The sequence below is a fragment of the Aliiglaciecola sp. LCG003 genome (assembly GCF_030316135.1).
In the GTDB taxonomy this organism is placed as follows: Bacteria; Pseudomonadota; Gammaproteobacteria; order Enterobacterales; family Alteromonadaceae; genus Aliiglaciecola.
Genome location: NZ_CP128185.1, coordinates 1876580 through 1902641, shown reverse-complemented (window position 1 = coordinate 1902641; position 26062 = coordinate 1876580). Strand labels below are relative to the sequence as shown.

Annotated in this window: 21 protein-coding genes; 2 read left to right on the top strand and 19 right to left on the bottom strand. The window is 43.4% G+C overall.

Translation table 11 applies throughout. From position 1 onward, the window contains the following. From gmhB to QR722_RS08105, 7 genes are all read right to left on the bottom strand, one after another. Positions 1 to 534: a D-glycero-beta-D-manno-heptose 1,7-bisphosphate 7-phosphatase gene (gmhB, locus tag QR722_RS08135; RefSeq protein WP_286286978.1), complete on the bottom strand. Its 534-nt coding sequence runs from the start codon at positions 532 to 534 to the stop codon at positions 1 to 3. Further along, positions 531 to 1355 carry a putative RNA methyltransferase gene (locus QR722_RS08130; RefSeq protein WP_286286976.1) on the bottom strand — a complete coding sequence of 275 codons (825 nt, stop codon included), beginning with the start codon at positions 1353 to 1355 and terminating at the stop codon, positions 531 to 533. The genes gmhB and QR722_RS08130 overlap by 4 nt, the downstream gene beginning before the upstream one ends. Positions 1356 to 1429: 74 nt before the next feature. After that, complete coding sequence (locus QR722_RS08125) at positions 1430 to 2191, bottom strand: SDR family oxidoreductase (protein ID WP_286286973.1); 762 nt, start codon at positions 2189 to 2191, stop codon at positions 1430 to 1432. Between the two features lie 41 nt (positions 2192 to 2232). Further along, positions 2233 to 3126: a 3-hydroxyisobutyrate dehydrogenase gene (gene mmsB, locus QR722_RS08120; RefSeq protein ID WP_286286970.1), complete on the bottom strand. Its 894-nt coding sequence runs from the start codon at positions 3124 to 3126 to the stop codon at positions 2233 to 2235. A gap of 19 nt (positions 3127 to 3145) precedes the next feature. After that, positions 3146 to 4312 carry an enoyl-CoA hydratase/isomerase family protein gene (locus tag QR722_RS08115; RefSeq protein ID WP_286286967.1) on the bottom strand — a complete coding sequence of 389 codons (1167 nt, stop codon included), beginning with the start codon at positions 4310 to 4312 and terminating at the stop codon, positions 3146 to 3148. Between the two features lie 17 nt (positions 4313 to 4329). Further along, complete coding sequence (locus QR722_RS08110; protein WP_286286965.1) at positions 4330 to 5487, bottom strand: acyl-CoA dehydrogenase family protein; 1158 nt, start codon at positions 5485 to 5487, stop codon at positions 4330 to 4332. A 20-nt stretch (positions 5488 to 5507) separates the two neighbouring features. Further along, a complete protein-coding gene (locus QR722_RS08105; protein WP_286286963.1) occupies positions 5508 to 6998 on the bottom strand; it encodes a CoA-acylating methylmalonate-semialdehyde dehydrogenase in 1491 nt (496 codons plus the stop codon). 405 nt (positions 6999 to 7403) lie between these two features. On the opposite strand from QR722_RS08105, the gene QR722_RS08100 reads away from it, so the two are divergent. After that, complete coding sequence (locus QR722_RS08100) at positions 7404 to 9056, top strand: response regulator (protein ID WP_286286961.1); 1653 nt, start codon at positions 7404 to 7406, stop codon at positions 9054 to 9056. Positions 9057 to 9195: 139 nt separating this feature from the next. Here QR722_RS08100 and QR722_RS08095 read toward each other — a convergent pair whose 3' ends face one another. Then, positions 9196 to 9318 carry a hypothetical protein gene (locus tag QR722_RS08095; protein ID WP_286286959.1) on the bottom strand — a complete coding sequence of 41 codons (123 nt, stop codon included), beginning with the start codon at positions 9316 to 9318 and terminating at the stop codon, positions 9196 to 9198. 189 nt (positions 9319 to 9507) lie between these two features. Then, entirely contained in the window at positions 9508 to 10752 is a 1245-nt protein-coding gene (gene nhaD / locus QR722_RS08090; RefSeq protein ID WP_286286957.1) for a sodium:proton antiporter NhaD, read from the bottom strand. Positions 10753 to 11078: 326 nt separating this feature from the next. Between nhaD and ubiG the strand changes: the two genes are divergently transcribed. Continuing rightward, the gene (gene ubiG / locus QR722_RS08085; RefSeq protein WP_286286953.1) at positions 11079 to 11813 is read left to right on the top strand and encodes a bifunctional 2-polyprenyl-6-hydroxyphenol methylase/3-demethylubiquinol 3-O-methyltransferase UbiG; all 735 of its coding nucleotides are present in this window, start codon (positions 11079 to 11081) and stop codon (positions 11811 to 11813) included. 61 nt (positions 11814 to 11874) lie between these two features. Here ubiG and QR722_RS08080 read toward each other — a convergent pair whose 3' ends face one another. The 10 genes from QR722_RS08080 to sdhC all read right to left on the bottom strand — a co-directional run bounded on the left by QR722_RS08080 (position 11875) and on the right by sdhC (position 26008). After that, positions 11875 to 12291, bottom strand: coding sequence for a BLUF domain-containing protein (locus tag QR722_RS08080; protein ID WP_286286951.1), 417 nt, complete (start codon positions 12289 to 12291; stop codon positions 11875 to 11877). A 320-nt stretch (positions 12292 to 12611) separates the two neighbouring features. Then, positions 12612 to 15524: a TonB-dependent receptor gene (locus QR722_RS08075; RefSeq protein ID WP_286286949.1), complete on the bottom strand. Its 2913-nt coding sequence runs from the start codon at positions 15522 to 15524 to the stop codon at positions 12612 to 12614. A gap of 596 nt (positions 15525 to 16120) precedes the next feature. After that, positions 16121 to 16993 (bottom strand): succinate--CoA ligase subunit alpha, encoded by an 873-nt coding sequence (gene sucD / locus QR722_RS08070; RefSeq protein WP_286286947.1) that lies wholly within the window; start codon positions 16991 to 16993, stop codon positions 16121 to 16123. After that, entirely contained in the window at positions 16990 to 18159 is a 1170-nt protein-coding gene (gene sucC / locus QR722_RS08065) for an ADP-forming succinate--CoA ligase subunit beta (RefSeq protein ID WP_286287619.1), read from the bottom strand. The genes sucD and sucC overlap by 4 nt, the downstream gene beginning before the upstream one ends. 140 nt (positions 18160 to 18299) lie before the next feature. Then, on the bottom strand, positions 18300 to 19793 hold the full coding sequence (gene odhB / locus QR722_RS08060; RefSeq protein WP_286286945.1) for a 2-oxoglutarate dehydrogenase complex dihydrolipoyllysine-residue succinyltransferase: 1494 nt from the start codon (positions 19791 to 19793) through the stop codon (positions 18300 to 18302). 12 nt (positions 19794 to 19805) lie between these two features. Beyond that, positions 19806 to 22625 carry a 2-oxoglutarate dehydrogenase E1 component gene (sucA, locus tag QR722_RS08055; RefSeq protein ID WP_286286943.1) on the bottom strand — a complete coding sequence of 940 codons (2820 nt, stop codon included), beginning with the start codon at positions 22623 to 22625 and terminating at the stop codon, positions 19806 to 19808. Positions 22626 to 22798: 173 nt separating this feature from the next. Beyond that, a complete protein-coding gene (locus QR722_RS08050; protein WP_286286941.1) occupies positions 22799 to 23509 on the bottom strand; it encodes a succinate dehydrogenase iron-sulfur subunit in 711 nt (236 codons plus the stop codon). A 14-nt stretch (positions 23510 to 23523) separates the two neighbouring features. Further along, a complete protein-coding gene (gene sdhA / locus QR722_RS08045) occupies positions 23524 to 25293 on the bottom strand; it encodes a succinate dehydrogenase flavoprotein subunit (protein WP_286286940.1) in 1770 nt (589 codons plus the stop codon). Next, positions 25290 to 25640, bottom strand: coding sequence for a succinate dehydrogenase, hydrophobic membrane anchor protein (gene sdhD / locus QR722_RS08040; protein ID WP_286286939.1), 351 nt, complete (start codon positions 25638 to 25640; stop codon positions 25290 to 25292). The genes sdhA and sdhD overlap by 4 nt, the downstream gene beginning before the upstream one ends. Then, complete coding sequence (gene sdhC, locus QR722_RS08035; RefSeq protein WP_286286936.1) at positions 25634 to 26008, bottom strand: succinate dehydrogenase, cytochrome b556 subunit; 375 nt, start codon at positions 26006 to 26008, stop codon at positions 25634 to 25636. Before sdhC ends, sdhD begins: the two co-directional genes overlap by 7 nt. Positions 26009 to 26062 lie beyond the last annotated feature (54 nt).

The following is a 26062-nucleotide window of genomic DNA, read 5'->3' as shown; positions in this document are numbered from 1 at the left end:
TTACCCGTATTTGATAATATCCAGCAAAGATGTGACTTGAGTGAAAGTCACATCGCTTTTTTGTTCCCTTACAGGCCCATATAAGAAACGCTTTGCTACCCCTGCGGCCTGCGCTGCTTGCATGTCGGAGAGTTTGTCGCCGACCATAATACAGCTAGTTAAATCGAGGTGATATTTATTGGCGGCCTGTAATAACATGCCAGGTTGAGGTTTACGACATCCGCATTGGCCTAAGTACTGAGATTTAGCATCGACTGGGTGGTGAGGACAGTAAAAGGTATCGGCTAACTCCACTCCCCGTTTGACGAACTCTGCGCTGATCCAATTGGCTAAAAAAGCAAATTCAGCTTCCGTATAAAAGCCCCTGCCAATGCCCGACTGATTGGTCACTATAATGATCAAATAGCCTTGTTGCTGGAAGTGCAAACACAAACTAAACACGTCTTCAATGAAATCAATGTCTACTGGACGAGAAACATAGCCATGGTCAATATTGACTACACCATCTCGGTCTAAAAACAAGGCCCTCTTCATGGATTTTTTCTCATCAGATGAATATCAAAGGAGGCATTGCATGGCTGCGTAGACTGTTCAAATTTAGCTTTGGACCCTTCGCTGGCGCGCCAATAAAACGGCGTCATTTTGAGTAATGACAAACGGTCTTCAGGCTGTTGAAAATCTAGTTTAAAATCTAATTGATAACGAGTCATGGTGGTAAAAAAATCAGACTCTGCACTGATAAGACCATGAGATTGAGATGTCTGATAAATGAGATGCTTTAATTGAGCCAAGTGCAGTGGCCCTGGATTTACTCTGATCCAACGACCGTTGGGCTTTAGGATTCTGGCAATTTCTTGCTCACTAGACGGTGCAAATACCTGTATCACCCAATCCATGCTGTTATCAGGTAGCGGGATTTTAAAGGTACTGGCGACACTAAACTCACAACTAGGATAGCGTTTAGCCGCCTGTTGTATGGCAACCTTCGAGATATCACAACCATAAGCCGCTATATGCATATTAGCGTGGGTTGAAACTTGCTCCACCGTATTTAAATAATAGCCTTCGCCGCACCCTGCATCAAAAACATGAATATCCTCTGCAGTATCATCCGTTGACATGCACACAATTTTAGCGATTTCGGCCGCTAATGGCGCGTAATAACCCTGTTGAAAAAATGCTCTCCTAGCTAGGATCATCTCCTTGCTATCACCAGGGGACTTACTATTACGCTCCTGGGCAAGTTGCAAATTGACATAACCTTGTTTGGCTTTGTCGAAAACATGGTTAGCCTCACAACGCCAACTGCTATTGTCATTTAAAAGGGGTTGTTTACAGGCTGGACATATCCACATGAAGCAGGAACTACCTTTGATATTGTTGCCGACAAGTTTGAGTGCTTGTCGGCAATGCTTAATAATGGGGGCTATTAAACCCTTGTTCCACCATCAAGTTCAAGGGTACGACCGGTAAAATAGTCGTTTTCAAATATAAATTTAGCAGCATGTCCCAATTCGGCCACGTCGGCTAAACGACCAGCAGGTACGCTGGCCAAAAACTTATCACGCATTTCAGGACGCATTTGGGCTGCCATAGCGGTATTTACCAAGCCGGGGGCGATACAGCCAGTACGGATATTGAAACGGGCCAATTCTTTCGCCCAACTGACTGTCATGGTTGCCACCGCAGATTTAGATGCCGAATAGTTGGTTTGTCCCATATTACCACCTCGAGAAACCGAGGATAGATTGATAATCACCCCATGGCTATTTGTCTGGATCATCTGCGTAGCCGCTTCTCTGCTGCATAAAAACGTACCAGTAACATTAACATCCATTACTGACTGGAATTGTTGCTTGGACATTTTGCTAACTACCTTGCCCTCTTTGACCTTTAGCAACATCCCATCACGCATGATCCCGGCACTATTAATCAAACCATTCAACTGGCCGAAATCTTGAGCTATTTGGGCAAACGCCAATTCTACTGCTGCCTCATCGGTCACATCGAGTGCATAACCCATGGCCTTAACGCCTAATGCTGATATGCTGTCGGCAGCGGCCTTCACAACGTCTTCTTGCATATCTATCAAGGCCACATTTGCGCCTGCTTCGGCGAATGACTGAGCCATGGCTAAACCTAACCCCTGTGCCGCGCCTGTAATTGCAATAACTTTATTTTTTAATTCCACAACATACCTTACTTATTCATAAATGTAATTTTCAGCATAATTTACTGTTGTTTGCTGAACATTTCAAAAATACTGGAAAAGTCCTTTTTACCATTCCCCTGCAAACTATGCATGGAAAATAAACTCTGTGCCAAAGCGCCCATCGGCGTGGCAGAATGACTCTTCACTGCAGTATCCATTGCCAAGCCTAAATCTTTGCGCATCAAGTCCACCATAAAGCCACCTTGATACTGATTAGAGGATGGCACATTCGCCATTACACCCGGACATGGGTTATATAGTTCTAAGGTCCAATTCCGGCCGGAACTTTGGAGCATAATGTCTGACATAACGCTGGGATCCAAACCGTTATCGATAGCCATTTGCAGAGCCTCGGCAGTTCCTGCCATTAACACTGACAGTAGCATGTTATTACATATTTTAGCGATCTGACCGGCACCTACATCACCTGCGTGAAATATGTTTTTACCCATATTTTCTAACACCGGTTTACTGGCTCTAAACTGTGCATCGCTACCGCCGACTATGAAGGTTAAGGTGCCCGCTATTGCCCCTCCTACTCCCCCTGATACCGGTGCATCTATGAAGCCGATGTTTTTGTCTGCTAAAGCTTTAGCGACTTTTTGCGCAGTTGCCGCATCTATCGTACTGGAATCGATAACAAGAGTAGTACTGGATAGCGTGCCGATAAGTCCATCTTCAGGATCTAAATACAAAGCTTCAACATGCTTACCAGCAGGTAACATTGAAATCACGAAATCTGCATCACGGGCAACCTCAGCCGCTGATGTCGCCAAGGCTGCACCTTTTTTAGCCAGTGTTTGCATTGCCGAGGCAGATAAATCAAAGACCGTCACTTGGTGTCCGCCAGCTAATAAATTTGCAGCCATAGGACCGCCCATGTTACCTAAACCAATAAAGCCAATTTTAGCCATTTTATACCTCTATGTTATTCTAATTTCGGGCAAATTCGCCAAGCTGTTCAAGGGGATGCTGATTAGCAGGCCAAGGGCTGACAAAAAAGTCATTGATAATTGATGCATCTACTTCTACGACATCATTAAACGTCCACTTAGGTTTGCGATCTTTGTCAATTAACAAGGCTCGCACGCCTTCTTGAAATTCACCGAAACTTGCACAACGACACGCCATCGTCAGTTCCATCTTAAAACAGTCTTCAAGGGATAAGTCCTTGCCTCTGACTAACTGCTCATGAACCAAGTGCAATGTAATTGCAGATCCATACTCTACTGACTGTTGTGCTTTACTTAACCATTTATCCTGACTCACATCCAGTTGTGCAATTCCGCGCACGTAAGACACAACATCGGGCTGTCGATTTAAATCCGCCACTATGGCTTGATGACGTTGTAAATTACTCATACTGTTTTGCGACTGAGCATGATACTGCTCACACACTTTAGTAACAGCTTGGCTATTTAGACTAGTGTCGGTAGACCAATTAATTTGTTTTAATGAATTCAGCAGCGACGATTTATCCTGATGGGAAATTCGATGATCCGCCAAACCCACAAACAATGCGTCGTCGGCATCAATACTGGCACCTGTAGTGCCTAAAAACCTGCCAAATCCACTTGGCATTTTATTTAAAAACCAGCTCCCACCTACATCTGGGAAAAGTCCTATACTGACCTCAGGCATAGCGATCCGTGAGGACTCGGTGACAACACGATGACTCGCACCTGCCATTAAGCCTAGTCCACCGCCCATGATGATGCCATTTCCCCATACGAGTATAGGCTTACCGAAGGTATGAATAAGATAATCTAGTCGATACTCTTGGCTAAAAAATGTTTGCAATGATGGGGGGATGGACTCGGGGCTTTGTTGATGCCCCTTAGCCCTAGCGCCCGCAGTGTCGCGCATACCACGATACATCGATACCACATCGCCACCCGCGCAAAAAGCCTTGTCGCCCCGGCTATCTATCACCACCATCGCCACATCAGGGTTTTGCTGCCAGGCAAGCAATTGGATCGATAGTAAATTGACCATTTCAAGATCTAGGGCATTAAGAGCCCTAGGCTTATTTAAGGTTGCTATACCGACGGATTGCCCGTTGCGACAGGATTGTTGGTCAAATAAAACAGCTTGAGTCATGTGTTCCCTCAATTTAGCTAAACGATGGGTGTGTCGTTATCTGCCAATAAACGACGACCAATAATGACCCGCATAATTTCATTGGTCCCTTCCAATATCTGGTGAACCCTAACATCTCTGACATGACGTTCCAGTGGATATTCTTGGATATAACCATAGCCACCATGCAACTGCAGTGCATCATTACATACCGAAAAGCCTACATCGGTTGCAAAACGCTTAGCCATTGCACAGTAAGTAGTTTTGTCAGGGTCATTTTGGTCGATTTTAAATGCAGCGAGACGAACCATTTGTCTGGCCGCCACAAGCTCGGTAGCCATATCAGCAAGTTTAAACTGCAAAGCCTGAAAAGCTGCTAATGGTTTGCCGAACTGGGTTCGGTCTTGCATATAGCGGGTAGCCGTTTCTAACGCCCGTTGCGCGGTGCCGACTGAACAGATGGCAATATTCACTCGACCACCATCTAACCCTTGCATGGCAAATTTGAATCCCTCCCCTTCATTTCCAAGCAGGTTCTGGCGCGGAACCTTTACATCTTCAAAGGTTACCATACGAGTCGGCTGAGCATTCCAACCCATTTTTTCTTCTGCTTTGCCATAAATAATACCTTCAGCATCAGCCGGAATGACAAGCGCGGAAATACCATCCGCACCCGGCCCACCGGTTCTGACCATCACCACCAGAACTTCGGTTTCTCCAGCCCCAGAGATAAACATTTTTGACCCATTAACCACATAATGGTCATCTTGCAATTTTGCACTAGTGCGTAACGATGCAGCGTCCGAGCCTGAACCTGGTTCAGTAAGACAATAAGACGCCAACTTCTCGCCGGTGACCAAGCTTGGGCACCATTGCTGTTTTACCGCTTCCGTTCCCCAAGATGCGATCATCCATGTGGCCATATTGTGAATGGTCATCATTGCAGTGGTAGCTGTACAGCCGGAAGCAAGTTGCTCAAAGATGATGGCCGAATCAAGGCGACTAAGTCCTAATCCACCAGCTTCTTCTGGCGTATACAAGGCACAGAAACCTAATTCACCCGCCTGCTTGATGACATCTTTGGGAAAATAATGTTCTTTGTCCCATTTAGCAGCATGTGGCGCTAGCTCTTGGTCAGCAAACTGTTTAGCAGTTTGTGCAAAGGCTAACTGGTCTTCAGTTAAATCAAAATTCATATCTTCCCCACCCTGACTGATTAGCGCAAATTGATGGTCATATTAGGTCCAGACGGAATATCGTCTTCGAACCAACGTGCTGTGATGGTTTTAGTTTCTGTGTAGAAACGAACGGCTTGTTTACCATAGGCATGCAAATCCCCATAAAAAGAGTTTTTCCAACCGGTAAAAGAGAAAAACGGTAGCGGAACAGGAATAGGTACATTAATACCGACCTGGCCAACTTCAATTTCATGTTGATACTTACGCGCAGCTGCGCCACTTGCGGTAAATATAGAGGTACCGTTGCCATATGGGTTGCGGTTAACCAAGGCAATCGCTTCTTCCAAGGTATCAACCGCCATACAACATAGTACTGGGCCAAAAATCTCTTGCTGATAAATCGCCATTTTTTCAGTTACATCGGTAAATACCGTTGGGCCAACCCAATTGCCGGATTCGTAGCCTTCGAGGGTAAAATCTGATCCATCGACTAAACAGGTTGCTCCTTGATCTTTACCTTGTTGGATCAAGTCCAGTACTTTAGCTTTAGCCTGAGGGCTAATCAGCGGTCCAAAACCGGCTTCTTTGTCGTCCCACAATCCCGGCTTCACTTGTTTAAGTAATTCGGCAAGCTCACCAATCCACTCTTTGCTTTCACCGACAAATACTGCTACAGAAATAGCCATACAACGCTGCCCGGCAGCACCTACAGATGCGCCAACCAAATTATTTAGTACTTGCGCTTTATTCGAGTCAGGCATAATCACTGAGTGATTTTTAGCGCCCGCAAAACATTGCGCCCGTTTCATATGATCAGTGGCTGTTTTATAAATGTGCTGGCCCACAGGTACTGAGCCAACAAATGAAACCGCTTTAATATCTTCATGGGTTAAAAGTTGGTTAACCTGATCTTTACCGCCATGCACAACATTCAATACGCCTTTTGGCGCGCCGGCTTCCATAAACAACTCAGCCAATCGTGTCGGTGTCAGAGGATCTTGCTCTGAAGGCTTTAACACAAAAGTGTTGCCGCAGGCGATTGCCATGGGGAACATCCATAAGGGTATCATCGCAGGGAAGTTAAATGGGGTGATCCCAAGACAAACCCCAAGGGGTTGAATGTAGCTGTAAGTATCAATGCCTCGAGCTACGTTTTCAGCGGTTTCACCCATCATCATCGAGCAAACATTAGCAGCTTGTTCGACAACTTCGATGCCACGCCAGACATCACCTTTGGCATCTGCAAAGGTTTTACCTGTCTCACTGCTTAGTATTTCTGCAATTTCATCATGATGCTTTTTCAACAACGCCTGATAATTCATCATCACACGGGCACGCTCAGGCACAGGAACTTCACGCCAAGACATAAATGCGGCCTTTGCACTGGCGACTGCCATATCAATTTCAGTATCAGTGGCGCAAGGAGCTTGAACTATGACTTCATTATTGATTGGGTTAGTAACATCAATAAAAGTTTGAGTTTGGGATTGAGAGAACTCACCGTTGATGAGTAGAGGCACCTGTTTCATATCTTAAACCTTTGCAATTTAATGCCAGCAATGACGCCAGCATGGGGTGTGTTAAAGAGTTGTAAAATAGACTACCAAAGTTTTTACCTTAACGTTAACGTAAACCAAAAAAAACCGACGTCCTATTGCCAACTTATGTATACATCTGTTTACTTAGCACAGTTGAGGGACAATCAACTAGTCATAAAGGTAACAAGCATGGGAATTATTAACCAGCCTATTACCTATTGAGCCTATGTGTAGTGATGGCGTTAAAATTTCGCCAATGGAAAATGCAAACGGATTGTTTTTATTAAAATTTTTCAATTTTTGAAAATTGGTTTTTGCATCCCTTAAAGTATTATTCCGTTGTCAGCCTTGCTATATTTAGCCTAAGCTTGATTAATAGTTGAATGCTAATTGAATATGCGCAAACTCAACATTGCGATTGTTGAAGATAACGGTATGGCAAGGATCCTTTTGCGCAATCACCTGATTGATATGGGGTTCATGGATATTGCCTGCTATTCCCATGGTCGTGAATTGAAGCGAGTGATGAAAAATCGCCAATTTGATTTAATCCTGATGGATTTTCATCTCGGCAATAACAAAAATGGTGTGGAAATAATTCAAGATTTAAACCGGGATAAATTGCTTAGCTACACTACCAGTTTGATTTTTGTAACCTCTGACCGCCTTCCCCTTATTATTGGCCAAATAGTAGATATTCATCCTGATGATTTAGTCGTCAAGCCCTACACCATAGGTATTCTAGATAAGACCATCCGTAACACTCTGAAAATTCGAAAACACTGCTTGCCGATTTTACGCCTAATGGACCAGCAAAAGTGGTCAAAAGCTTTGCACGAACTGGACCGTATTACTGCCCTCAACTTACTACCAAAATCCCGGACATCCTTATTAAAATTAAGAGCCCGTTTATTATTGAAGATGCAACGATTTGATGACGCGTCATCCTTATACGAAGGCGTATTAAAGAGCTCCGCCAACGTTATTTGGGCAAAATGGGGGGTAATTCATGCGCAATATTTAGCCGGTAAAATAGAAATAAGTGAAGAGCTTTTAAAGGAAATGCTTGGCACCCATTTAACCAATGACAAAGCCTGTGAATGGCTCGCTAGAATTTGCGTGGGTCGCAAAGAATATGAAGAAGCGGAAGAGTATATAGATTTGATTCAAGAAAGTAGTTTATCCATGTCCGCCGCAAAATTAAAAGCCAACGTATATTACATCCAAAATAAAATGGACAAGGCGATTGACATGTTAGAGCGAAAGCGTGCGAGCAGTAAACATGTTAGAGATAAATATGCGGAGCTATCACTGGAACTTGCTCGTTGCTATTTAGCTATCGCTGAGTCTGCTCCAAACAATGAACGAGATAAGCCAATTCAAGTTGCGCGCTTTCTTATCGGCAGTGCTGGCAGAGGTTATTTGGAAGAGAACTTGGTCCTTAAAAGAGACATCATAAATATATTGGTGGCCATTACCGAAGGAGAGCAAGATAAAGCCCATGCTCTTCTTGCGGAAATGGATTTGAAAGACTTCAGTTTGGCGGATGTGCCAACAATGACTGATGCTGTAAAAGCTTGGTTTAGTATCGGGGATGATGTCCGGGCCGCACAAATTTTGTATGACACCGAACGTAAAGTGCAGGACATGGAAGACTTGACTGACAAAACCATATCCACTATTGCGGTGGGCCAGCGAGAACAAGAAATGGGCGAACGCCGTCCTCGAGCCCTTAAATTTAATAAGCAAGGGCTGGAAATGCACAGTCAAAAGCGTTTCGAAGAATCCGTTAGCTATTTTTATCAAGCATATATTCTTTTCCCAAGAGAGGCGGCCTTTGGCTTAAACTTACTGCAAGGTTTAGTTGAATCATCCCTACCAGAACATAAGGATGCTAAAACACTTAGAATATTTAACGAATTAGATAAACGCGAATTGAGTGAAAGTAACCGCAAGCGCCTCAACGAAATAGGTAAGCGGATCAGTGCAGATAAAGATGCTTTCATCATTCAAGGGGAAGCAGATGAGCAGGTATGGACTAATATTTAGCGCTTAAGCGGGCCGAGGGTTTTTAGCTTATCAGACACGACAATTATTTACGCCAAATCCGCCCAATTAACTTGCTTTGCACGAAGCAAAAAAATGAAGGCCATCAAGAAAACCTGATGGCCATTGTTAGTTGAATCAGTTAAACACTATTACCTAAGACGTTTTTTGTGGCCTTTTTCGAGGCTTTAGCTGCTTTCTTTTCTTTTGCAGTTAATAGTGGTTTCTTTTTGTCATTTTTTTTACTGTCTTGGCCTTTACTCATAATACTTTCCTCTTGATGCAATTAGTTAATCCTCAAGTCAGTTGGAGCTAACTAAGGGCCATAGAACTATGCATCGACCTTGATTCAAACGGCCAAATCAATGCGTAGCATTATCAGTATGGCGCTATGCAGCAACAATAGATAGCACTAGCTACAAAATGGCCTATCTCTTAGGCATGTAACCTCAACTCAGATTACATAACCTAGCCCTAGCACCAAGAAATACCCTAGGGTATAAGCCAGTAACAGCAGAAGACTGTATTTTGCGTAGCGGACGAAGCTTAAACCCTGCACTTTACTCATGGTGACAATACCAGCAGCCGAGCCGATAACCAGCAAAGAGCCACCTACGCCAACCGCATAGGTCAAGCTCAGCCAAGAGGTCAATTCCATGTGGATGTCCGTTTTGAGTAGTGCAGCGGTTAACGGCACATTGTCTACCACCGCCGATGTTATACCCATAAGATAATTGGCATAGACAGGCGGAAGATGCTCATATAATTGGACTAGAAAATCGAGTGCATGTATTTGCTCCAACATGCCGACTAACAATAAAATACCTAGAAAAAATAATAAGGTATCAAATTCTATGTAACGAATATATTCGAGTATAGGGTCCTGCTCATTGTTATCATTGAACCAATGCGCAACTAAAAACATTATCGATAAACCCGCTAAGAAACTTAACACCGGGGGGATGGTAAACAACACGTTTGCACATATAGTGAAAATAATAGTGATGAGAAAGATCCCAGCTATCCAATAATCTAACGTACGAATTTCGCGCCGATTTTGCTTTATTCTAACCCTGCCATTCATGCCAATACTAAGCAGTCCCGCAAGCACTAATACCGCAACAAACGAGGGAACAGACAGCCAAAAAAGATTTAAAATACTCACTTTATCAGCTAAAAATATCATTAAGGTGGTGACATCACCGGTAATCAGAGACACACCACCAGAGTTCACCGCAAACACCACTAATACTGCAAATCGCATAGTTTTGTTGGGCGGCAAACTGAGTGACAAGACTAAGGTTATAGCGACCAAGGTAGCCGTAATATTATCTGCCAGAGACGAGAACAGAAAACTAAATATCGCAGTGAAAAATAGTAATTTACGCTCGCTGATGGCCTCAGGCATGACCTTATGCAATAGACTTTCGATGAATCCTTTTTTATTTAGATATGCGACGAACGTCATGGCCGCAACTAGAAACAACCATAAGGAAGAGATATCGGCCAAATTTTCTCGTAGGCTATGATTGATAAGCTCGCGATCAGCACCCGTTTGGGCGAAGACAAACAAACTAATCCATGCGAGGGTACCAAAGAACAAGGTTACTTTAGCTTTATTAACGTGAGTTAGCTCTTCGAGCACCACACCGAGCAACGCTAACCCAGCTAAACTAATCAGAAAATAATGAAATATCATAATACATCGTACTTGCGGGAATTTGGCTGCGTATTTTAGTCTTCGCCACTAAGAATACAATAGCCGAAACAGCTTTATTCACTAGGATGAGCAAAGCAGAATTACTAGCAAAATATATCACATTAACTAGGCTAAAATATGCTGAGTGTTTTTTCAAAACGTTAAAAGACAGTTACAATTCCCCGCCCATTCGCGAAGTATACCTCTCACCAGCATTTCCGCTAAAAAGCTATTCGCTGTATTATTTAAAGCAAAACTATCAATATGAACCTCATCCGTAAGATGTCAGTATATAAATGAATATTTTAGCATTTTTGGAAACCAGTATGGCTTCACTTAAATCCATCACCATTGACCCTGTAGAGGTGGCTTACTACGAGAAGCTCTCATCAACCTGGTGGGATAAACAAGGGCCTTTTTGGCCATTACACATACTCAATGAACTTCGCATGCAGTGGATTATTTTGCAATTATCTAATATCTATCCCTCTGAGCAGCCCCTTAAAGGATTGAAGGTACTTGATGTGGGTTGCGGAGGAGGTATTTTAAGTGAAGCATTGGCTAGGTCAGGCGCACAAGTCACAGCTGTGGATGTGGTGGAGAAGAATATTCAAATCGCTAAGATCCACGCTCAAGAAAGTGGCTTAAATATTGATTATCAACTGACAACTATTGAGCAAATTGCCGCCTCGGGGATGACATTTGATGTGGTTTTTAACATGGAAGTAGTTGAACATGTTGCATGCGTCGATACATTTATGGCCGCCTGCAACAGCGTGGTCAAAACCGGCGGGATTCATTTTATCGCCTCAATTAACAGAAACTGGTTAGCCTTTATGGTAGCAATAATCGGTGCTGAGTATATTACTAGGCTTTTACCCAAAGGCACCCACCACTACAAAAAACTGGTGAAACCGGAAGAGTTAGCCACTATTCTAAACAATAATAATTTCAAGGTTTTTGCAACAACAGGTGTTTCAGTTAATCCTTATAAACGTAATATGAAACTGGTGAATTCAACTAAGGTTAACTATATGTTGGCAGCGCAGAAAACCCGCTAAAAAATTGAGGGTTAATCAATCATTCCCATCGGGTATAGCAACACTATGAATTCCTTAGCTTCTAAAGTAGTACCGGTCGTAAAGAGCGCATTAGCATTCTTAAGCTATCAGCGTGTTGCTGGCTGAAAGTGTTGTTCTGGGCAAATTGCAGAAGCACGGATTTAATATCATCTAACTGCTTCCCTTGCCAACTGCTAGTAAAACCCATGGACCAATCAGAATAGTCCCGCGTGACAATGGAATTTACCCCAATTACCCGTATATTTTGATGCCGCCTATCCGCTTTGATAGATTCCATCAAAGACAGCACATTATGCTCGGGACCTTCAATGACTTGAAATATGTGTTGATTAATTACCACCATCATTCCAGTAATCCCAAGCCCCCTATTTTTCGTTACCGCTGATTTGAGTATAGCTTCAAAATCCTCTGATTTAAGTTCATCGGCAAAATCACTGGCATATATATATTGAATCATGGTGTACACATGTCCTTAGAATATCGAATAGAGTAGGAATTCATCTTTGTAATAATCTTGTACAAAGCTTGAGCAATCTATAGCGTGGGCCAATAACAAAGAAAGTTAAAGGTAAAATAACAACTTATTAGTAGCAGCTTACGCAAGGTTAACAATCAGCTCATTACAAGAGTAGATTGTCTACATGAGTAATAGCGGTTTGCCTGGGCGGGAATATGGGGTTATTTAGTCTTATTTTATTCCATCTAACGAGCCTGCATTTAAGCATAAAAAAGGCCCCAACAGCGCTTTGCTGAGGGGCCTTTTTGCTTAACTACAGCTTAATAAAAAGAGTAGTTAAAGTTCAACATATAAGAAGGACCAAATTGACGACGAGTGGTGACAATACCATTGTCATCAACGGTTTCTTCATCTTCGTCAGTTAGATTAGTGCCTTGCAATGAAACTCGTAACCCTTGCAGGTATTCATTGTCGCTGTCTGCAAAATCGTAACTGATTTGTGCATCAACAAGAGTAACCCCGTCACGAGTAGCTTCGCCAATCTTGTTCGAACCACTGCGCTCATAGGTCAAGAACTCAGAACGGTCAGTTGCTGCAACCCGTATCTCAAACCCTTCCATCGCATAGTATGCGGTAATAGATAAGGTTTCGTCAGACTGACCTGCGATTTTTGAGCCGTCATCCAATTTAGCATCAATGAAAGTAGCTGATGCAGCGATACCAAACCCATCTAACGTATCTGAGAACATATTAAATGGGATATTAGCGGTTAATTCAAGACCTTGCACATCACCTTTTAATCCGTCTTCAAAGAACGAGTAATTACCAAAATCTGGTGGCGTAGCGATATCGCCCTCAGCATAAGCTACATCTGCCGGACCATAGGTGCCATCTTGGTCAATCACGCGGTCGTGGAAACCCGGTATAAAATAATCCGCACCGTCATTAGTGACATCATTACGGAAGTTAATCAGAGCATTGCCTACAGATGATTCCCGCGTCAAATTCACCAAGTCTTTATAAAACAGCGCAACAGATACATAACCTTCATCTTCAAAATAATTTTCAAAGGAAATATCAAAGTTGTTGGCTTCCAGCGGACGCAGCATTGGATTCCCTGCAAATTTAGACCACGGCGAACCATAGGTGTTAACTGCCGCTTCAGAATTAGGAATAGTGATTAGGTCAATATTTTGCTCAAACTTCACAAAACCTGACGCTTTCATCTGGTCAATTCGAGCACGGCTGATTGATTTATTCGCTGCTAGGCGCACAAATTGATTGTCATTGACCTCAACACTGACGTTCACACTTGGCAAGAAGTGACTATAATCGGTGCTCATTTCAGTCAAACATCCTGCATCAACCTGGCCATCATCGTTGGCATCACAGACTTTGAAATTAGCGCCTACAACACCAATATAACCACTAGAAGATTGGTCAGTTTGTACATATTGGAAACCTATATTACCCGATACAGGGAAGCCACCTACTTCTGTAGCAAAATCCGCTTTTGCGTATAGTGTTAAGACTTCTTCTTCAACAACATAGGTATCACCTAGGCGGTCCGGCTCAAGCAAGCCCGCATCGTTAAGAGAATAAGTACCGTCATTATAAGGAGCAAAGCCATCATAGGCGACAACATGACCTAAACCCGCCCAAGTCAAATCTGCCAAACCATACACATACTCAGCCGGAATACCTGTTGATGCGGGGTAAGCACTTGATGTGGCGAAAAAGCCTTTGTTTACCTTATCTTTATAGCGGTCGCTGTAATTGACACCAGCGGTCACCGTACTGAAGATTTCACCATCGATAAAGCCTTCTACTTCAAAGCGTACTGTGGTCAACTCTTCGCTGAAATCAGCATAATTTAAGAAGCCATCTTGGGCGTTAAAATAGCTGTACGGTTGACCATTAGCCTGTAAAACATCAGTTTCAAATTGCTCAGCCAAGTTGGCCATACCGCCACCCCAGACTTGAGGACCCGTAAGCTGTAAAGCATTAGGATCAGAAAAAGCGTCTAGACCGCTGGAGTCAGTGAAGAAAACCCCATCTGAGCTCATCACAAATTCACGCGAGCCTAGTTGATCATTGGTCAAAGTACCTGAGCGGGCTAAACCAGCATATGACTCACCACGTAAATCATGCTTAGTTGACTTGCTGCGGGCTGCATCCAGTTCAACTTTCCAGTTTTCATCTAGTTGATACTCAACATTTAAACCGTAAACTTTTAAATCACCGTCTTTTTGTAGCGGATCCGTCCTTAAAACTGGGTTAGACTCAATTTGTGTACCCGTCGAATTGGTTCCAGTACCAGTTACATTGTCAGACGAAAACGGTTCGATAAAACCACGTAACACACCAGAATCGGAATAATCGATGTTAAGGGCATCGACCACTATGTCTAAGTTATCATTCGGTTGAAACTGCAACACTACAGAAATCGTGTCGCGCTCCAGCACGGTACTGATAGATTGTGAGTCCAAACCGCTGGGCAATATTGCCCCTTCACCGTTATCATTGTAGCCCCACACGCCGTATTTACGCTGATTATTAGGGGATTCTGTGGTAGCTAAGGCAACAGCTAAACCTATAGTGTCGTCAGCAAATTTTTCAACGAATGATAATGAGAAACGCTTACCGGTGTTATCAAATTCTGGGTTATCTGAATCACGGCCGCTTAGTTCGTAGTTACCATTTAAAGTGAGGGTTTCACTCGCCTGCAAAGGACGCACTGTTTGTAAATCAACCGTACCACCAATACCTTGCACTAAAAGGCTAGCATCCATGGTTTTATAAATGGTTGCACCCGTCATAATCTCAGACGGATACAAATCGTATTCAACCCCACGGTTATCACCAATACCAATAAGCTCACGGCCATTCAGTGAAGTACCGGTGAAATCTTCTTTAAAGCCACGAACTGAAATACCTGAAGTACGTCCGCCAACGCGCTCTCCTGCCATACCAGGTAAACGTGCTAAAGACTCGGCAATAGATGAGTCAGGTAATTTACCGATATCTTCAGCAGAAATTGCCTCAACAATAGATGAGTTATCCATTTTCACCGCTTGAGCTCTAATCAAAGAGCCTCTGATCCCTTGTACTGAAATGACTTCGACATCGTCGGCTTGAGCATCTTGAGCCAAAGCGACAGGTGCTGTTGCACCGAATGCGAAACCGCTGGCAATCAGTGCAGTTTTAATTAAATTGGGCTTAAAGTTTTTCATATGTGTGTGTCCCGGTTTACTGGTGAAAAAGTGTTAATCCATTTTCATTTTTTTAGACGAGTAATTAACACTGTTTTAAAATCCAGCGGATAATATCGTTATAACAGCTACACACTCAACTTTATGCATACGTATTCAGCACTTTAAAGATACATTTCATTTACAAAGATGAAAATTAAAAGTCATTAACAGCACGCTTTTACTACTGCATAAGTAATTGTATTAAATGACTTTTTACTAATATGGCAACGCCCCTCCAAATTAATAGAAACACACAATTTGTCAGTTAAGTAAATCAAAGGTAAAAAATAATCGCCAGCCCTAAGATAGGTTATAAAGAATTTGTTAAGGTGCTTATAACCCGGATTGACGCTCAACTACCAAATATCAGTCAGCTGTGATGGTAAGGCATTAGCATCCCGTTTTAAGCAAAGCAATCTGCACTAAATAGATCTTTTCGACCAATAGATAGGCTGCTGCTAGCTAACCCAAGAAGAGCGGATAATAATTATCAGCTGGAAAATTTGCATTAAAAAACCCCATCAAGTTTTAAATTTGATGGGGTTTTTATATCGCATTTTTAGATCACGACTAAATTACCAACCAGTAATTTCACGTAGTCCTTTGCCGATATCAGCTAATGAGCGAACGGTTTTCACACCGGCAGCTTCAAGCGCTTTAAATTTATCATCAGCAGTACCTTTACCACCTGCGATAATCGCACCAGCGTGACCCATGCGCTTACCTTCCGGAGCGGTTACGCCCGCAATATAAGATACAACAGGTTTAGTAACGTTGTCTTTGATAAATTCAGCCGCTTCTTCTTCAGCTGTTCCACCAATTTCACCAATCATAACGATTGCTTCAGTTTTTGGATCGTCTTGGAATAATTTCAAGATATCGATGAAGTTAGAGCCAGGGATTGGATCGCCACCAATACCAACACAGGTAGATTGGCCAAAGCCTTCATCTGTGGTTTGTTTAACGGCTTCATAAGTAAGGGTACCAGAACGAGATACGATACCGACTTTACCGGCTTTATGAATGTGACCAGGCATAATACCAATCTTACATTCTCCAGGAGTGATAACACCTGGGCAGTTTGGCCCAATCATGCGCACACCTTTCTGATCGATATACTCTTTAACATAAAGCATATCAATAGTCGGAATACCTTCAGTAATACATACAATCAATTCGATACCAGCATCAGCCGCTTCGATGATTGAATCTTTACAAAATGGAGCAGGTACATAAATAACAGATGCAGTCGCGCCTGTGGTTGCAACAGCTTCACGTACGGTATCAAATACGGGTAAACCTAAATGGGTAGTCCCGCCTTTACCAGGCGTAACACCACCCACCATTTGCGTACCGTATTCAATCGCTTGCTCAGAATGGAAAGTACCTTGCCCACCGGTAAAACCTTGGCAGATTACTTTGGTATCTTTATTGATTAATACACTCATGCTGCACCTCCAGCGGCTGCAACCACTTTCTGAGCACCGTCAGTTAAACTTGTGGCAGCAATAATATTCAAATCACACTCTTCTAGGGTTTTGATACCTAGCTCAGCATTGTTACCTTCTAGACGAACTACAACAGGTACATTAACACCTACCTCTTCGACTGCGCCTATAATACCTTCAGCAATCATGTCACAACGTACTATGCCACCAAAGATGTTAACGAATACTGCCTGAACATTGCTGTCAGAAAGGATAATTTTGAATGCTTCTGTTACACGTTCTTTAGTTGCACCGCCCCCAACATCTAGGAAGTTAGCTGGGTTGCCACCGTGTAATTTGACGATATCCATAGTACCCATAGCCAAACCTGCACCATTAACCATACAGCCGATATTGCCATCTAGTGCTACGTAGTTAAGTTCCCACTTAGCAGCTTGTGCTTCGCGAGCGTCTTCTTGCGAAGGATCATGCATATCTAGCAGCTTAGGCTGACGATACATAGCATTGCTATCAATAGAAACCTTAGCATCTAGGCAATGAAGATTTCCGTCAGTTTTAATTACCAAAGGATTCACTTCGATAAGGGCAACATCAAGCTCTTCAAACATTTTCGCCAAGCCCATAAAAATGGTGGTGAATTGTCTAATTTGAACCCCTTTCAAACCAAGTTTGAAAGCGATTTCCCGTGCTTGATAAGGCTGTGCACCTACTAGAGGATCCACTTCAGCTTTAAGAATCTTTTCAGGTGTCTCTTCAGCCACTTTCTCGATTTCTACGCCACCTTCAGTCGATGCCATAAAAACAATACGACGCGAACCACGGTCAACGACCGCACCAAGATATAGCTCTTGATCGATGTCGGTACAGGTTTCAACTAAGATTCGGCTAACAGGCTGACCATTTTCGTCTGTTTGATAGGTAACCAAATTTTTGCCTAACCAGTTTTGAGCGAATTGTTTAATTTCGTCTTTGGTTTTAACCAGCTTAACGCCACCCGCTTTACCGCGGCCGCCAGCGTGGACCTGACATTTAACAACCCACTCGCTACCACCGATGCGATCGGCAGCTTCAACTGCTGCGTGAGGAGTATCTGCAGCATAGCCCTCAGAAACCGGTAAGCCATATTCTTTGAATAATTGCTTACCTTGATATTCATGCAAATTCATGGTGTTTCTATCCGTTTTATTTAACATAAAAGCCGCGTGAAACGCAGCTTGATTAAGGTGCCCGTATTATAGGCTAAATACGAGCGAACTGGTAGATGATAACTGCGTGCTACCATCTACCTATTTTTTAGATCAATTCGTTACACATCTAACAGTAAACGAGTTGGATCTTCTAACATTTCTTTAATAGTAACTAGAAAGCCTACTGACTCTTTACCATCGATGATTCTGTGATCATAAGATAATGCCAAATACATCATTGGCAAAATTTCCACTTTGCCATTCACCGCCATTGGGCGATCTTGGATTTTATGCATACCCAATATCGCGCTTTGTGGAGGATTGATGATAGGAGTCGACATCAAGGAACCAAACACTCCACCATTGGTGATAGTAAAGTTACCGCCTTGTAAATCTTCCATTGCCAGCTTTCCATCTCGACCTTTCAAGGCCAAAGCCTTAATACCGCCTTCAACACCGGCCATGCTTAGTGAATCACAATCACGCAATACCGGGGTGACTAACCCCCGTGGGGTAGACACGGCAATCGAAATATCGAAATAATTATGGTAAACAATGTCATCACCGTCAATTGAAGCGTTAACTTCAGGGAAACGTTTCAATGCTTCAGTAACCGCTTTAACATAAAACGACATAAAGCCTAGACGAATACCGTGACGCTTCTCAAAACTTTCTTGGTATTGCTTACGCAAATCCATAATAGGTTTCATGTTGATTTCATTGAAGGTAGTCAACATTGCAGTAGAATTTTTTGCTTCAAGGAGTCGGGTAGCAATGGTTTTACGTAGACGTGTCATCGGCACGCGTTTTTCAGTGCGTTCGCCCAAAGGTACCACTGGCGCAGCTACTGTAGTTGCAGTAGCACTTGCAGGCTTGCTAGAGGCAGCTTTAAGATGTTTTTCAACATCTTCTTTGCTGATACGACCGCCTTTGCCGGTGCCCTTAATATTTGCGGCATCGATACCTTTTTCAGCTAACAAGCGTCTCACTGATGGGCTAAGTGCATCATTGTCATCACCATCACTTGCTGCGGCGTCTGCGCTCGGTGCTGCAGTAGAAGAAGACACTGCGCCTTCAACAAAATTCGCAATAAGCTGCTCTGCAGTAACCGTATCACCTTCTTGCGCCAGAATTTCGCTTAATGAACCGTCAGCTGGTGCTACAACTTCTAGCACAACTTTGTCGGTTTCGATATCCACAAGACTCTGATCGCGAGAAACACTCTCACCTGGTTGTACATGCCAAGTTGCAATTGTTGCATCGGCTACCGACTCCGGCAGCACAGGAACTTTTATTTCCACTGATTTACCCTTTGAACTAGAAGTAGATTGTTTTTCTGGCGAACTCGCTTTAGGCGCTGACGCCCCAGCATTAGCTGCCTTGTCTATTTTAGCAATAACTTGCTCTCCTAAAACCGTATCTCCCTCGGCATCGAGTATTTCTGTCACGATACCTTCTTCTGGAGAGACAACTTCAAGCACAACCTTGTCAGTTTCAATATCGACTAGGTTTTGATCACGGCTGACCTTATCGCCTACTTTCACATGCCAGGTGGCTATCGATGCATCTGCTACGGATTCAGGTAGCACCGGTACTTTTATTTCTATTGTCATACTGGTTCCTAATTATAATGTTAATGCATCGTCAACCAACGCTTTTTGCTGTTGATTGTGAACTGCGTTATAGCCAACGGCTGGTGATGCAGAAGCTGCACGACCGGCATAGGTCAATTTTGCCCCATCAGGGATTGAAGCCCAAAAATGATGTTGGCTACAATACCAAGCGCCTTGGTTTTGCGGCTCTTCTTGACACCAAATCCAGTCTTTTACATTTTTATATCTGTCATTAACAATTTGTGCCATTTCCGCATGGGGGAATGGATACAACTGCTCGATACGCACTATAGCTACATCTGTTTGTTCATTTTTGCGACGTTGCTCTAGTAAATCATAGTAGACCTTACCTGAGCACATCACCACACGCTTGACGTCTTCAGATTTGATCTCATCAATTTCATCAATCACATTGTGGAAAATTCCATCCGTTAACTCGTCCAAACTAGACACAGCTAAAGGATGACGCAATAAGGATTTAGGCGACATAACAATTAACGGACGACGCATAGGTCGAATCGCTTGACGGCGCAACATATTGAACACTTGTGCTGGGTTAGATGGCACACACACCTGCCAGTTGTGATCCGCACACATTTGCAAGAAACGTTCTAATCTTGCTGAACTGTGCTCTGGGCCCTGCCCTTCATAACCATGAGGTAGCAATAAGGTTAATCCGCATAGACGTCCCCATTTTGCTTCACCTGAGCTTAAGAACTGATCAATAACAACTTGAGCACCATTAGCAAAATCACCAAACTGCGCTTCCCAAATGGTCAAGGTGCCCGGCTCTGCAGTAGCATAACCAAATTCGAATGCCATAACTGCGGCTTCAGATAGCACCGAGTCGTACATTTCCATACGGCCCTGTTCTGGATGAATATGCTGTAATGGCATATAGGCATCACCATCAGTTTGGTTGTGCAAAACCGCATGACGATGGAAAAAGGTTCCTCTACCGGAATCTTGACCTGTCATTCGAATGCCAGTACCTAAATCAACAATACTGGCATAGGCCAGGTTCTCAGCCATACCCCAATCTAGGAGTTTGTCACCTTTGAGCATGGCTTCTCTGTCGCCATACAATTTGGCCACACGAGATTGCAGTTTGAAGTTTTCAGGATAACTCAAAATAGCGTTACCTAATTCAAGCAGCTTTTCTTTGCTAATCTCACCTGGATACTCGACATCCCAATCGTGACCAAGATAAGGGGTCCAATCGACCGAGTGCTCGGTCATCGGACGCCACTCTTCGACTACACAAGCACCGTGATCCAGTGCCGCACGATAATCACCTATCAGTTTTTCAACTTCATGGCTCTCAATAGTACCTTCAGCAGTCAACTGATCAGCATATATTTGACGGGGAACAGGATGCTTCTTAATTTTTTGATACATCAATGGCTGAGTAGCATTAGGCTCATCAGCTTCGTTATGGCCATGACGACGATAACAAACCAAATCAATTACCACATCACGCTTGAAAGTATTACGGTAATCTAACGCCAATTTAGTTACAAACAACACTGCTTCAGGATCATCAGCATTCACATGAAAAATGGGTGCCTGAACCATTTTTGCAATATCAGTACAATATTGAGTAGAACGGGTGTCTTCTGTTTTAGAAGTGGTAAAACCAACTTGGTTATTAATCACTATCCGTACTGTTCCACCCACTTGGAAACCGCGGGTTTGCGACATGTTGAAGGTTTCTTGAACGACACCTTGTCCAGCAATCGCTGAATCACCATGAATTGTAATCGGCAAAACCGTTGAGCCATCAGTACAATTACGACGATCGAGTCGGGCCCGCACTGAGCCGATAACCACCGGATTAACGATTTCTAAGTGTGAAGGGTTGAATGCCAGGGCTAAATGCACATTGCCGCCAGGGGTGGCAAAGTCAGAGGAGAAACCGGCATGATACTTCACATCACCCGCGCCTAGACTTTCATCATGCTTACCTGAAAACTCATCAAACAATACGGATGGATTTTTACCAAGTACGTTGACCAGCACATTCAAACGACCACGGTGAGCCATACCAATAACGACTTCTTTTGCACCGTTAGTCCCTGCATGATTGATCAAGGATTTGAGCATGGGAACTAAGCTATCGCCACCTTCGAGTGAGAAACGCTTAGCACCTGGGAATTTAGCCCCTAAATACTTTTCCATGCCATCAACAGCAATTAAGCCTTTGAGAAGATTAATCTTCTCATCGCGCTCGATTTGTGGTTTAGCCTGAACAGATTCGATTCGCTGCTGTAACCAACGCTTTTGTTCCGTGTCGGTGATATGCATATATTCAGATCCAATTGAACCACAATAAGTGCGATTCAACGAAGTGAATAAATCTCTTAATGTCATGGTGTCTTGGCCAATGGCGTAAGAACCTACATTAAAAGAGGTATCAAAATCTTTGTCAGATAAGGAATGATGGGAAAGTTCCAAGTCTCTTACTCTAGGTTGCTTCCACAACTCTAGGGGATCGAGGTTTGCGTGTTGATGCCCTCTAAAACGAAAGGCATTAATCAACTGCAGAACTTTAACTTGTTTTTCATCTCCACCGGATTGAACAGGTGTAGCACTGCCAGCTCGACCAACAGGGCCTAACGCGGCTAGCGCTTTAAATTGTTCACGGATTTGGGAATGATTTGAGTCTAATTCGACACCATCCAGTTTTGGAAGAGCATCAAAAATGGTACGCCATTGCTGCGATACACTACTTGGATCATCCAAATAGGCTTCGTAGAGTTCTTCTACGTATGCAGCATTGCCACCAGCCATGTGGGAAGATTCCCACCACGCTTTCATCACGCTTTGTTGCATTATTGTCCCTTGTTCAAGTAAGGCTAACAACTGAATGACTGTGACACACAGCCATCCTTTAACTTTCTACTTTATACCGAATCGTTACTTTTTTTAAGCAAAAAAGCCATCCTTTAAAGGATGGCTATTTAGACAATGGTTTAGGATAAACACAAATGTTTATCGAAACTATACTAAACAGCCCGTTGCAGTAGCATTGACTTAATCTGGCCAATCGCTTTTGTCGGGTTTAAACCTTTAGGACATACACTTACACAGTTCATTATGCCGTGGCAGCGGAACACACTAAATGCATCATCTAAGTCTGCCAAACGCTCGTCAGTTGCTGTATCACGACTGTCGATTAAGAAACGATAGGCATGCAATAGCCCTGCGGGACCGATGAACTTATCAGGGTTCCACCAAAATGATGGGCAAGATGTAGAACAACAGGCACACAATATACACTCGTAGAGACCATCTAGTTTAGCTCTTTCTTCAGGAAGCTGTAAAAATTCTCTTGAAGGCGGTTGCTTGTCATCATTGATTAGAAACGGCTTGATTTTTTCATACTGAGTATAAAATTGACTCATGTCGACAACCAAATCACGCACAACAGGTAAACCTGGTAAAGGCCTTACTGTAATTTTTCCTTTACCCAAAGCAGATAGAGGAGTGATACAGGCAAGGCCGTTCTTACCATTCATGTTTACACCGTCTGAGCCACACACACCTTCACGGCATGAGCGTCGAAATGACAATGTCGGATCTTGTTCTTTCAGGGCAATCAGTGCATCAAGCACCATCATGTCTTGCCCTTCTTCAACCTCTAGCTTGTATTCTTGCATACGAGGAGCGTTATCAACATCCGGGTTGTAACGATATACTGAAAAATTAAGTTGCATCTTCGTTACTCCAATTAATAAGTTCTGGCTTTAGGTGGGAAAGCTTCGCGTAATTTAGGTGACATATTCACCTCACGTTTCAGCATGGATTCAGACTCAGGTAAATAAACTGAGTGACATAACCAATTCGCATCATCACGATCAGGGAAGTCAAAACGACTGTGGGCACCACGGCTTTCAGTTCTAAAGTTGGCTGCGACGGCTGTACTAAATGCCGTTTCCATCAAGTTATCCAGTTCTAGACATTCAATACGCTGAGTATTGAAATCACTGCTCTTATCATCTAGACGGGCATTTTGTAAACGCTCACGGATTTCTTTCAGTTCAGCCAAACCTTCTGCCATAGCTTCACCTTCTCTGAATACTGAGAAGTTTAGCTGCATGCATTTTTGTAGGTCTTTCTTGATTTGGACTGGGTCTTCACCTTTACCAGCAGTGGAACCTTCCCAACGATTAAAGCGCACTAGTGCTTCATCTACTTCAGTTTGAGAGGCTTCACGGGATTCAATTTGATCGATTGCTTTGCCCAAATGTAAGCCAGTCGCTCTGCCAAATACTACAAGGTCAAGTAGCGAGTTGCCGCCTAGACGGTTTGCCCCATGCACAGAGACGCAAGCGATTTCACCGCAGGCAAATAATCCAGGAATAGGCTTCTCTTTGCCATCTTTGTCTATGCTGAGCGCTTGACCGTCTACGTTAGTCGGAATCCCCCCCATCATATAGTGACAGGTTGGAATAACTGGGATCGGCTCTTTAACAGGGTCAACGTGTGCAAAAGTGCGAGACAATTCAAGAATACCTGGTAGACGAGATTCAAGTACGTCTTTACCCAGATGATCTAATTTGAGTTTAAGGTGCACTCCCCAAGGGCCTTCACAACCGCGACCTTCTCGAATTTCTGTCATCATAGAGCGTGCGACTACGTCACGACCGGCCAAATCTTTAGCATTAGGCGCATAACGTTCCATGAAGCGCTCACCGTCTTTATTCAACAAGTAACCACCTTCGCCACGGCAACCTTCAGTGACCAAGGTACCTGCACCAGCGATACCAGTTGGGTGGAACTGCCACATTTCCATGTCTTGTACAGGAACACCTGCACGTAATGCCATGCCTACACCGTCACCGGTGTTAATGTGGGCATTGGTAGTTGACGCGTAGATGCGACCAGCACCACCAGTGGCTAAAACCACGGCTTTAGATTTAAAGTAAACCACTTCACCAGATTCAATATCAATAGCGGTACAACCAACTACATCACCGTCTTGGTTCTTGACCAAATCTAGTGCATACCATTCACTGAATACTTTAGTTTTGTTTTTAACATTTTGCTGATAAAGCAAATGTAATAACGCATGACCTGTTCTATCAGCTGCTGCTGCAGTACGAGCACCCTGCTCTCCGCCGAAATTCTGCGATTGACCACCGAAAGGACGTTGGTAAATTTTTCCGTTTTCGAAACGTGAAAATGGTAATCCCATGTTCTCCATTTCAATAATGGCTTCTGGACCGGTTTTGCACATATATTCAATAGCGTCTTGGTCGCCGATGTAATCAGAGCCCTTAACGGTGTCATACATATGCCATTCCCAGTTATCTTCATGGGCATTCCCTAAAGCAACAGTGATCCCGCCTTGTGCAGAAACAGTGTGAGAGCGAGTGGGAAAAACTTTAGACAACAATGCACAAGATTTGCCTGATTGAGAAATTTGTAGTGCGGCGCGCATACCTGCACCACCTGCGCCAACAACGACTGCATCGAACTCATGAACTGGAATACTCACTTAACACCCCACAAAACAAATAAACCTACCGCAACATATACAAAGGCAATAATGTTAAGTACATATTGCAACGTTGCCCGTAATCCTGGCGCTTTAACGTAATCTGTTAATATCTGCCACAAACCAATACGTACATGAAACATCACCGCGATCAGAGTCGCTAAGGTAAACACCTTCATAAACATACCTGAAAACAGATCTTGCCATACTTCGAATGTTACCGTAGGCGTGGAGATGAAAAAGTACATCATGTAAAAAGAGAATAAGGTGATGAGCAACGCTGTTGCTCGCAAGGTGACAAAGTCCTGCACACCATTACGTTTTAAACTTGCTTGATTTGTTACCATAATGCTACCCCTACTACCACGGTTAATACCAACCACAATCCGATTGTCGCTTTTGCACTGATGTCACCTGATTCAAGCTCTTCCCAATGTCCCATATCCATAATGACATGCCTGATGCCGCCAAGGATGTGATAGGTAAGGGCGGAAATGGTGCCTATAGCAACAAATTTTCCAAGAGGGCCTGACATGACGTCGGTTACCAGCGCGAATCCTTCACTGGATGATACTGAAACAGCCCATGCCCAGATCACAAAAATCATCGCGAAGAACATAGCAACGCCGGTGACTCTATGTAAAATGGAAACAATGGCTGATGGAGGAAAGCTAATTGTATTGAGTTGTAGATTTACTGGTCTTTGTTTTTTCACTTTATGTGCCTGTAATCATCGTAGGGATATTATATTTAAAAACTAAAGGATTTA

What these genes read in the sequence shown, in the direction of transcription:
- gmhB (WP_286286978.1), bottom strand. Translation starts at nt 534, where the DNA reads ATGAAGAGGGCCTTGTTTTTAGACCGAGATGGTGTAGTCAATATTGAC.
- QR722_RS08130 (WP_286286976.1), bottom strand. Translation starts at nt 1,355, where the DNA reads ATGTGGATATGTCCAGCCTGTAAACAACCCCTTTTAAATGACAATAGC.
- mmsB (WP_286286970.1), bottom strand. Translation starts at nt 3,126, where the DNA reads ATGGCTAAAATTGGCTTTATTGGTTTAGGTAACATGGGCGGTCCTATG.
- QR722_RS08115 (WP_286286967.1), bottom strand. Translation starts at nt 4,312, where the DNA reads ATGACTCAAGCTGTTTTATTTGACCAACAATCCTGTCGCAACGGGCAA.
- QR722_RS08110 (WP_286286965.1), bottom strand. Translation starts at nt 5,487, where the DNA reads ATGAATTTTGATTTAACTGAAGACCAGTTAGCCTTTGCACAAACTGCT.
- QR722_RS08105 (WP_286286963.1), bottom strand. Translation starts at nt 6,998, where the DNA reads ATGAAACAGGTGCCTCTACTCATCAACGGTGAGTTCTCTCAATCCCAA.
- QR722_RS08100 (WP_286286961.1), top strand. Translation starts at nt 7,404, where the DNA reads ATGCGCAAACTCAACATTGCGATTGTTGAAGATAACGGTATGGCAAGG.
- QR722_RS08095 (WP_286286959.1), bottom strand. Translation starts at nt 9,318, where the DNA reads ATGAGTAAAGGCCAAGACAGTAAAAAAAATGACAAAAAGAAACCACTA.
- nhaD (WP_286286957.1), bottom strand. Translation starts at nt 10,752, where the DNA reads ATGATATTTCATTATTTTCTGATTAGTTTAGCTGGGTTAGCGTTGCTC.
- ubiG (WP_286286953.1), top strand. Translation starts at nt 11,079, where the DNA reads ATGGCTTCACTTAAATCCATCACCATTGACCCTGTAGAGGTGGCTTAC.
- QR722_RS08080 (WP_286286951.1), bottom strand. Translation starts at nt 12,291, where the DNA reads ATGATTCAATATATATATGCCAGTGATTTTGCCGATGAACTTAAATCA.
- QR722_RS08075 (WP_286286949.1), bottom strand. Translation starts at nt 15,524, where the DNA reads ATGAAAAACTTTAAGCCCAATTTAATTAAAACTGCACTGATTGCCAGC.
- sucD (WP_286286947.1), bottom strand. Translation starts at nt 16,993, where the DNA reads ATGAGTGTATTAATCAATAAAGATACCAAAGTAATCTGCCAAGGTTTT.
- sucC (WP_286287619.1), bottom strand. Translation starts at nt 18,159, where the DNA reads ATGAATTTGCATGAATATCAAGGTAAGCAATTATTCAAAGAATATGGC.
- odhB (WP_286286945.1), bottom strand. Translation starts at nt 19,793, where the DNA reads ATGACAATAGAAATAAAAGTACCGGTGCTACCTGAATCCGTAGCAGAT.
- sucA (WP_286286943.1), bottom strand. Translation starts at nt 22,625, where the DNA reads ATGCAACAAAGCGTGATGAAAGCGTGGTGGGAATCTTCCCACATGGCT.
- QR722_RS08050 (WP_286286941.1), bottom strand. Translation starts at nt 23,509, where the DNA reads ATGCAACTTAATTTTTCAGTATATCGTTACAACCCGGATGTTGATAAC.
- sdhD (WP_286286939.1), bottom strand. Translation starts at nt 25,640, where the DNA reads ATGGTAACAAATCAAGCAAGTTTAAAACGTAATGGTGTGCAGGACTTT.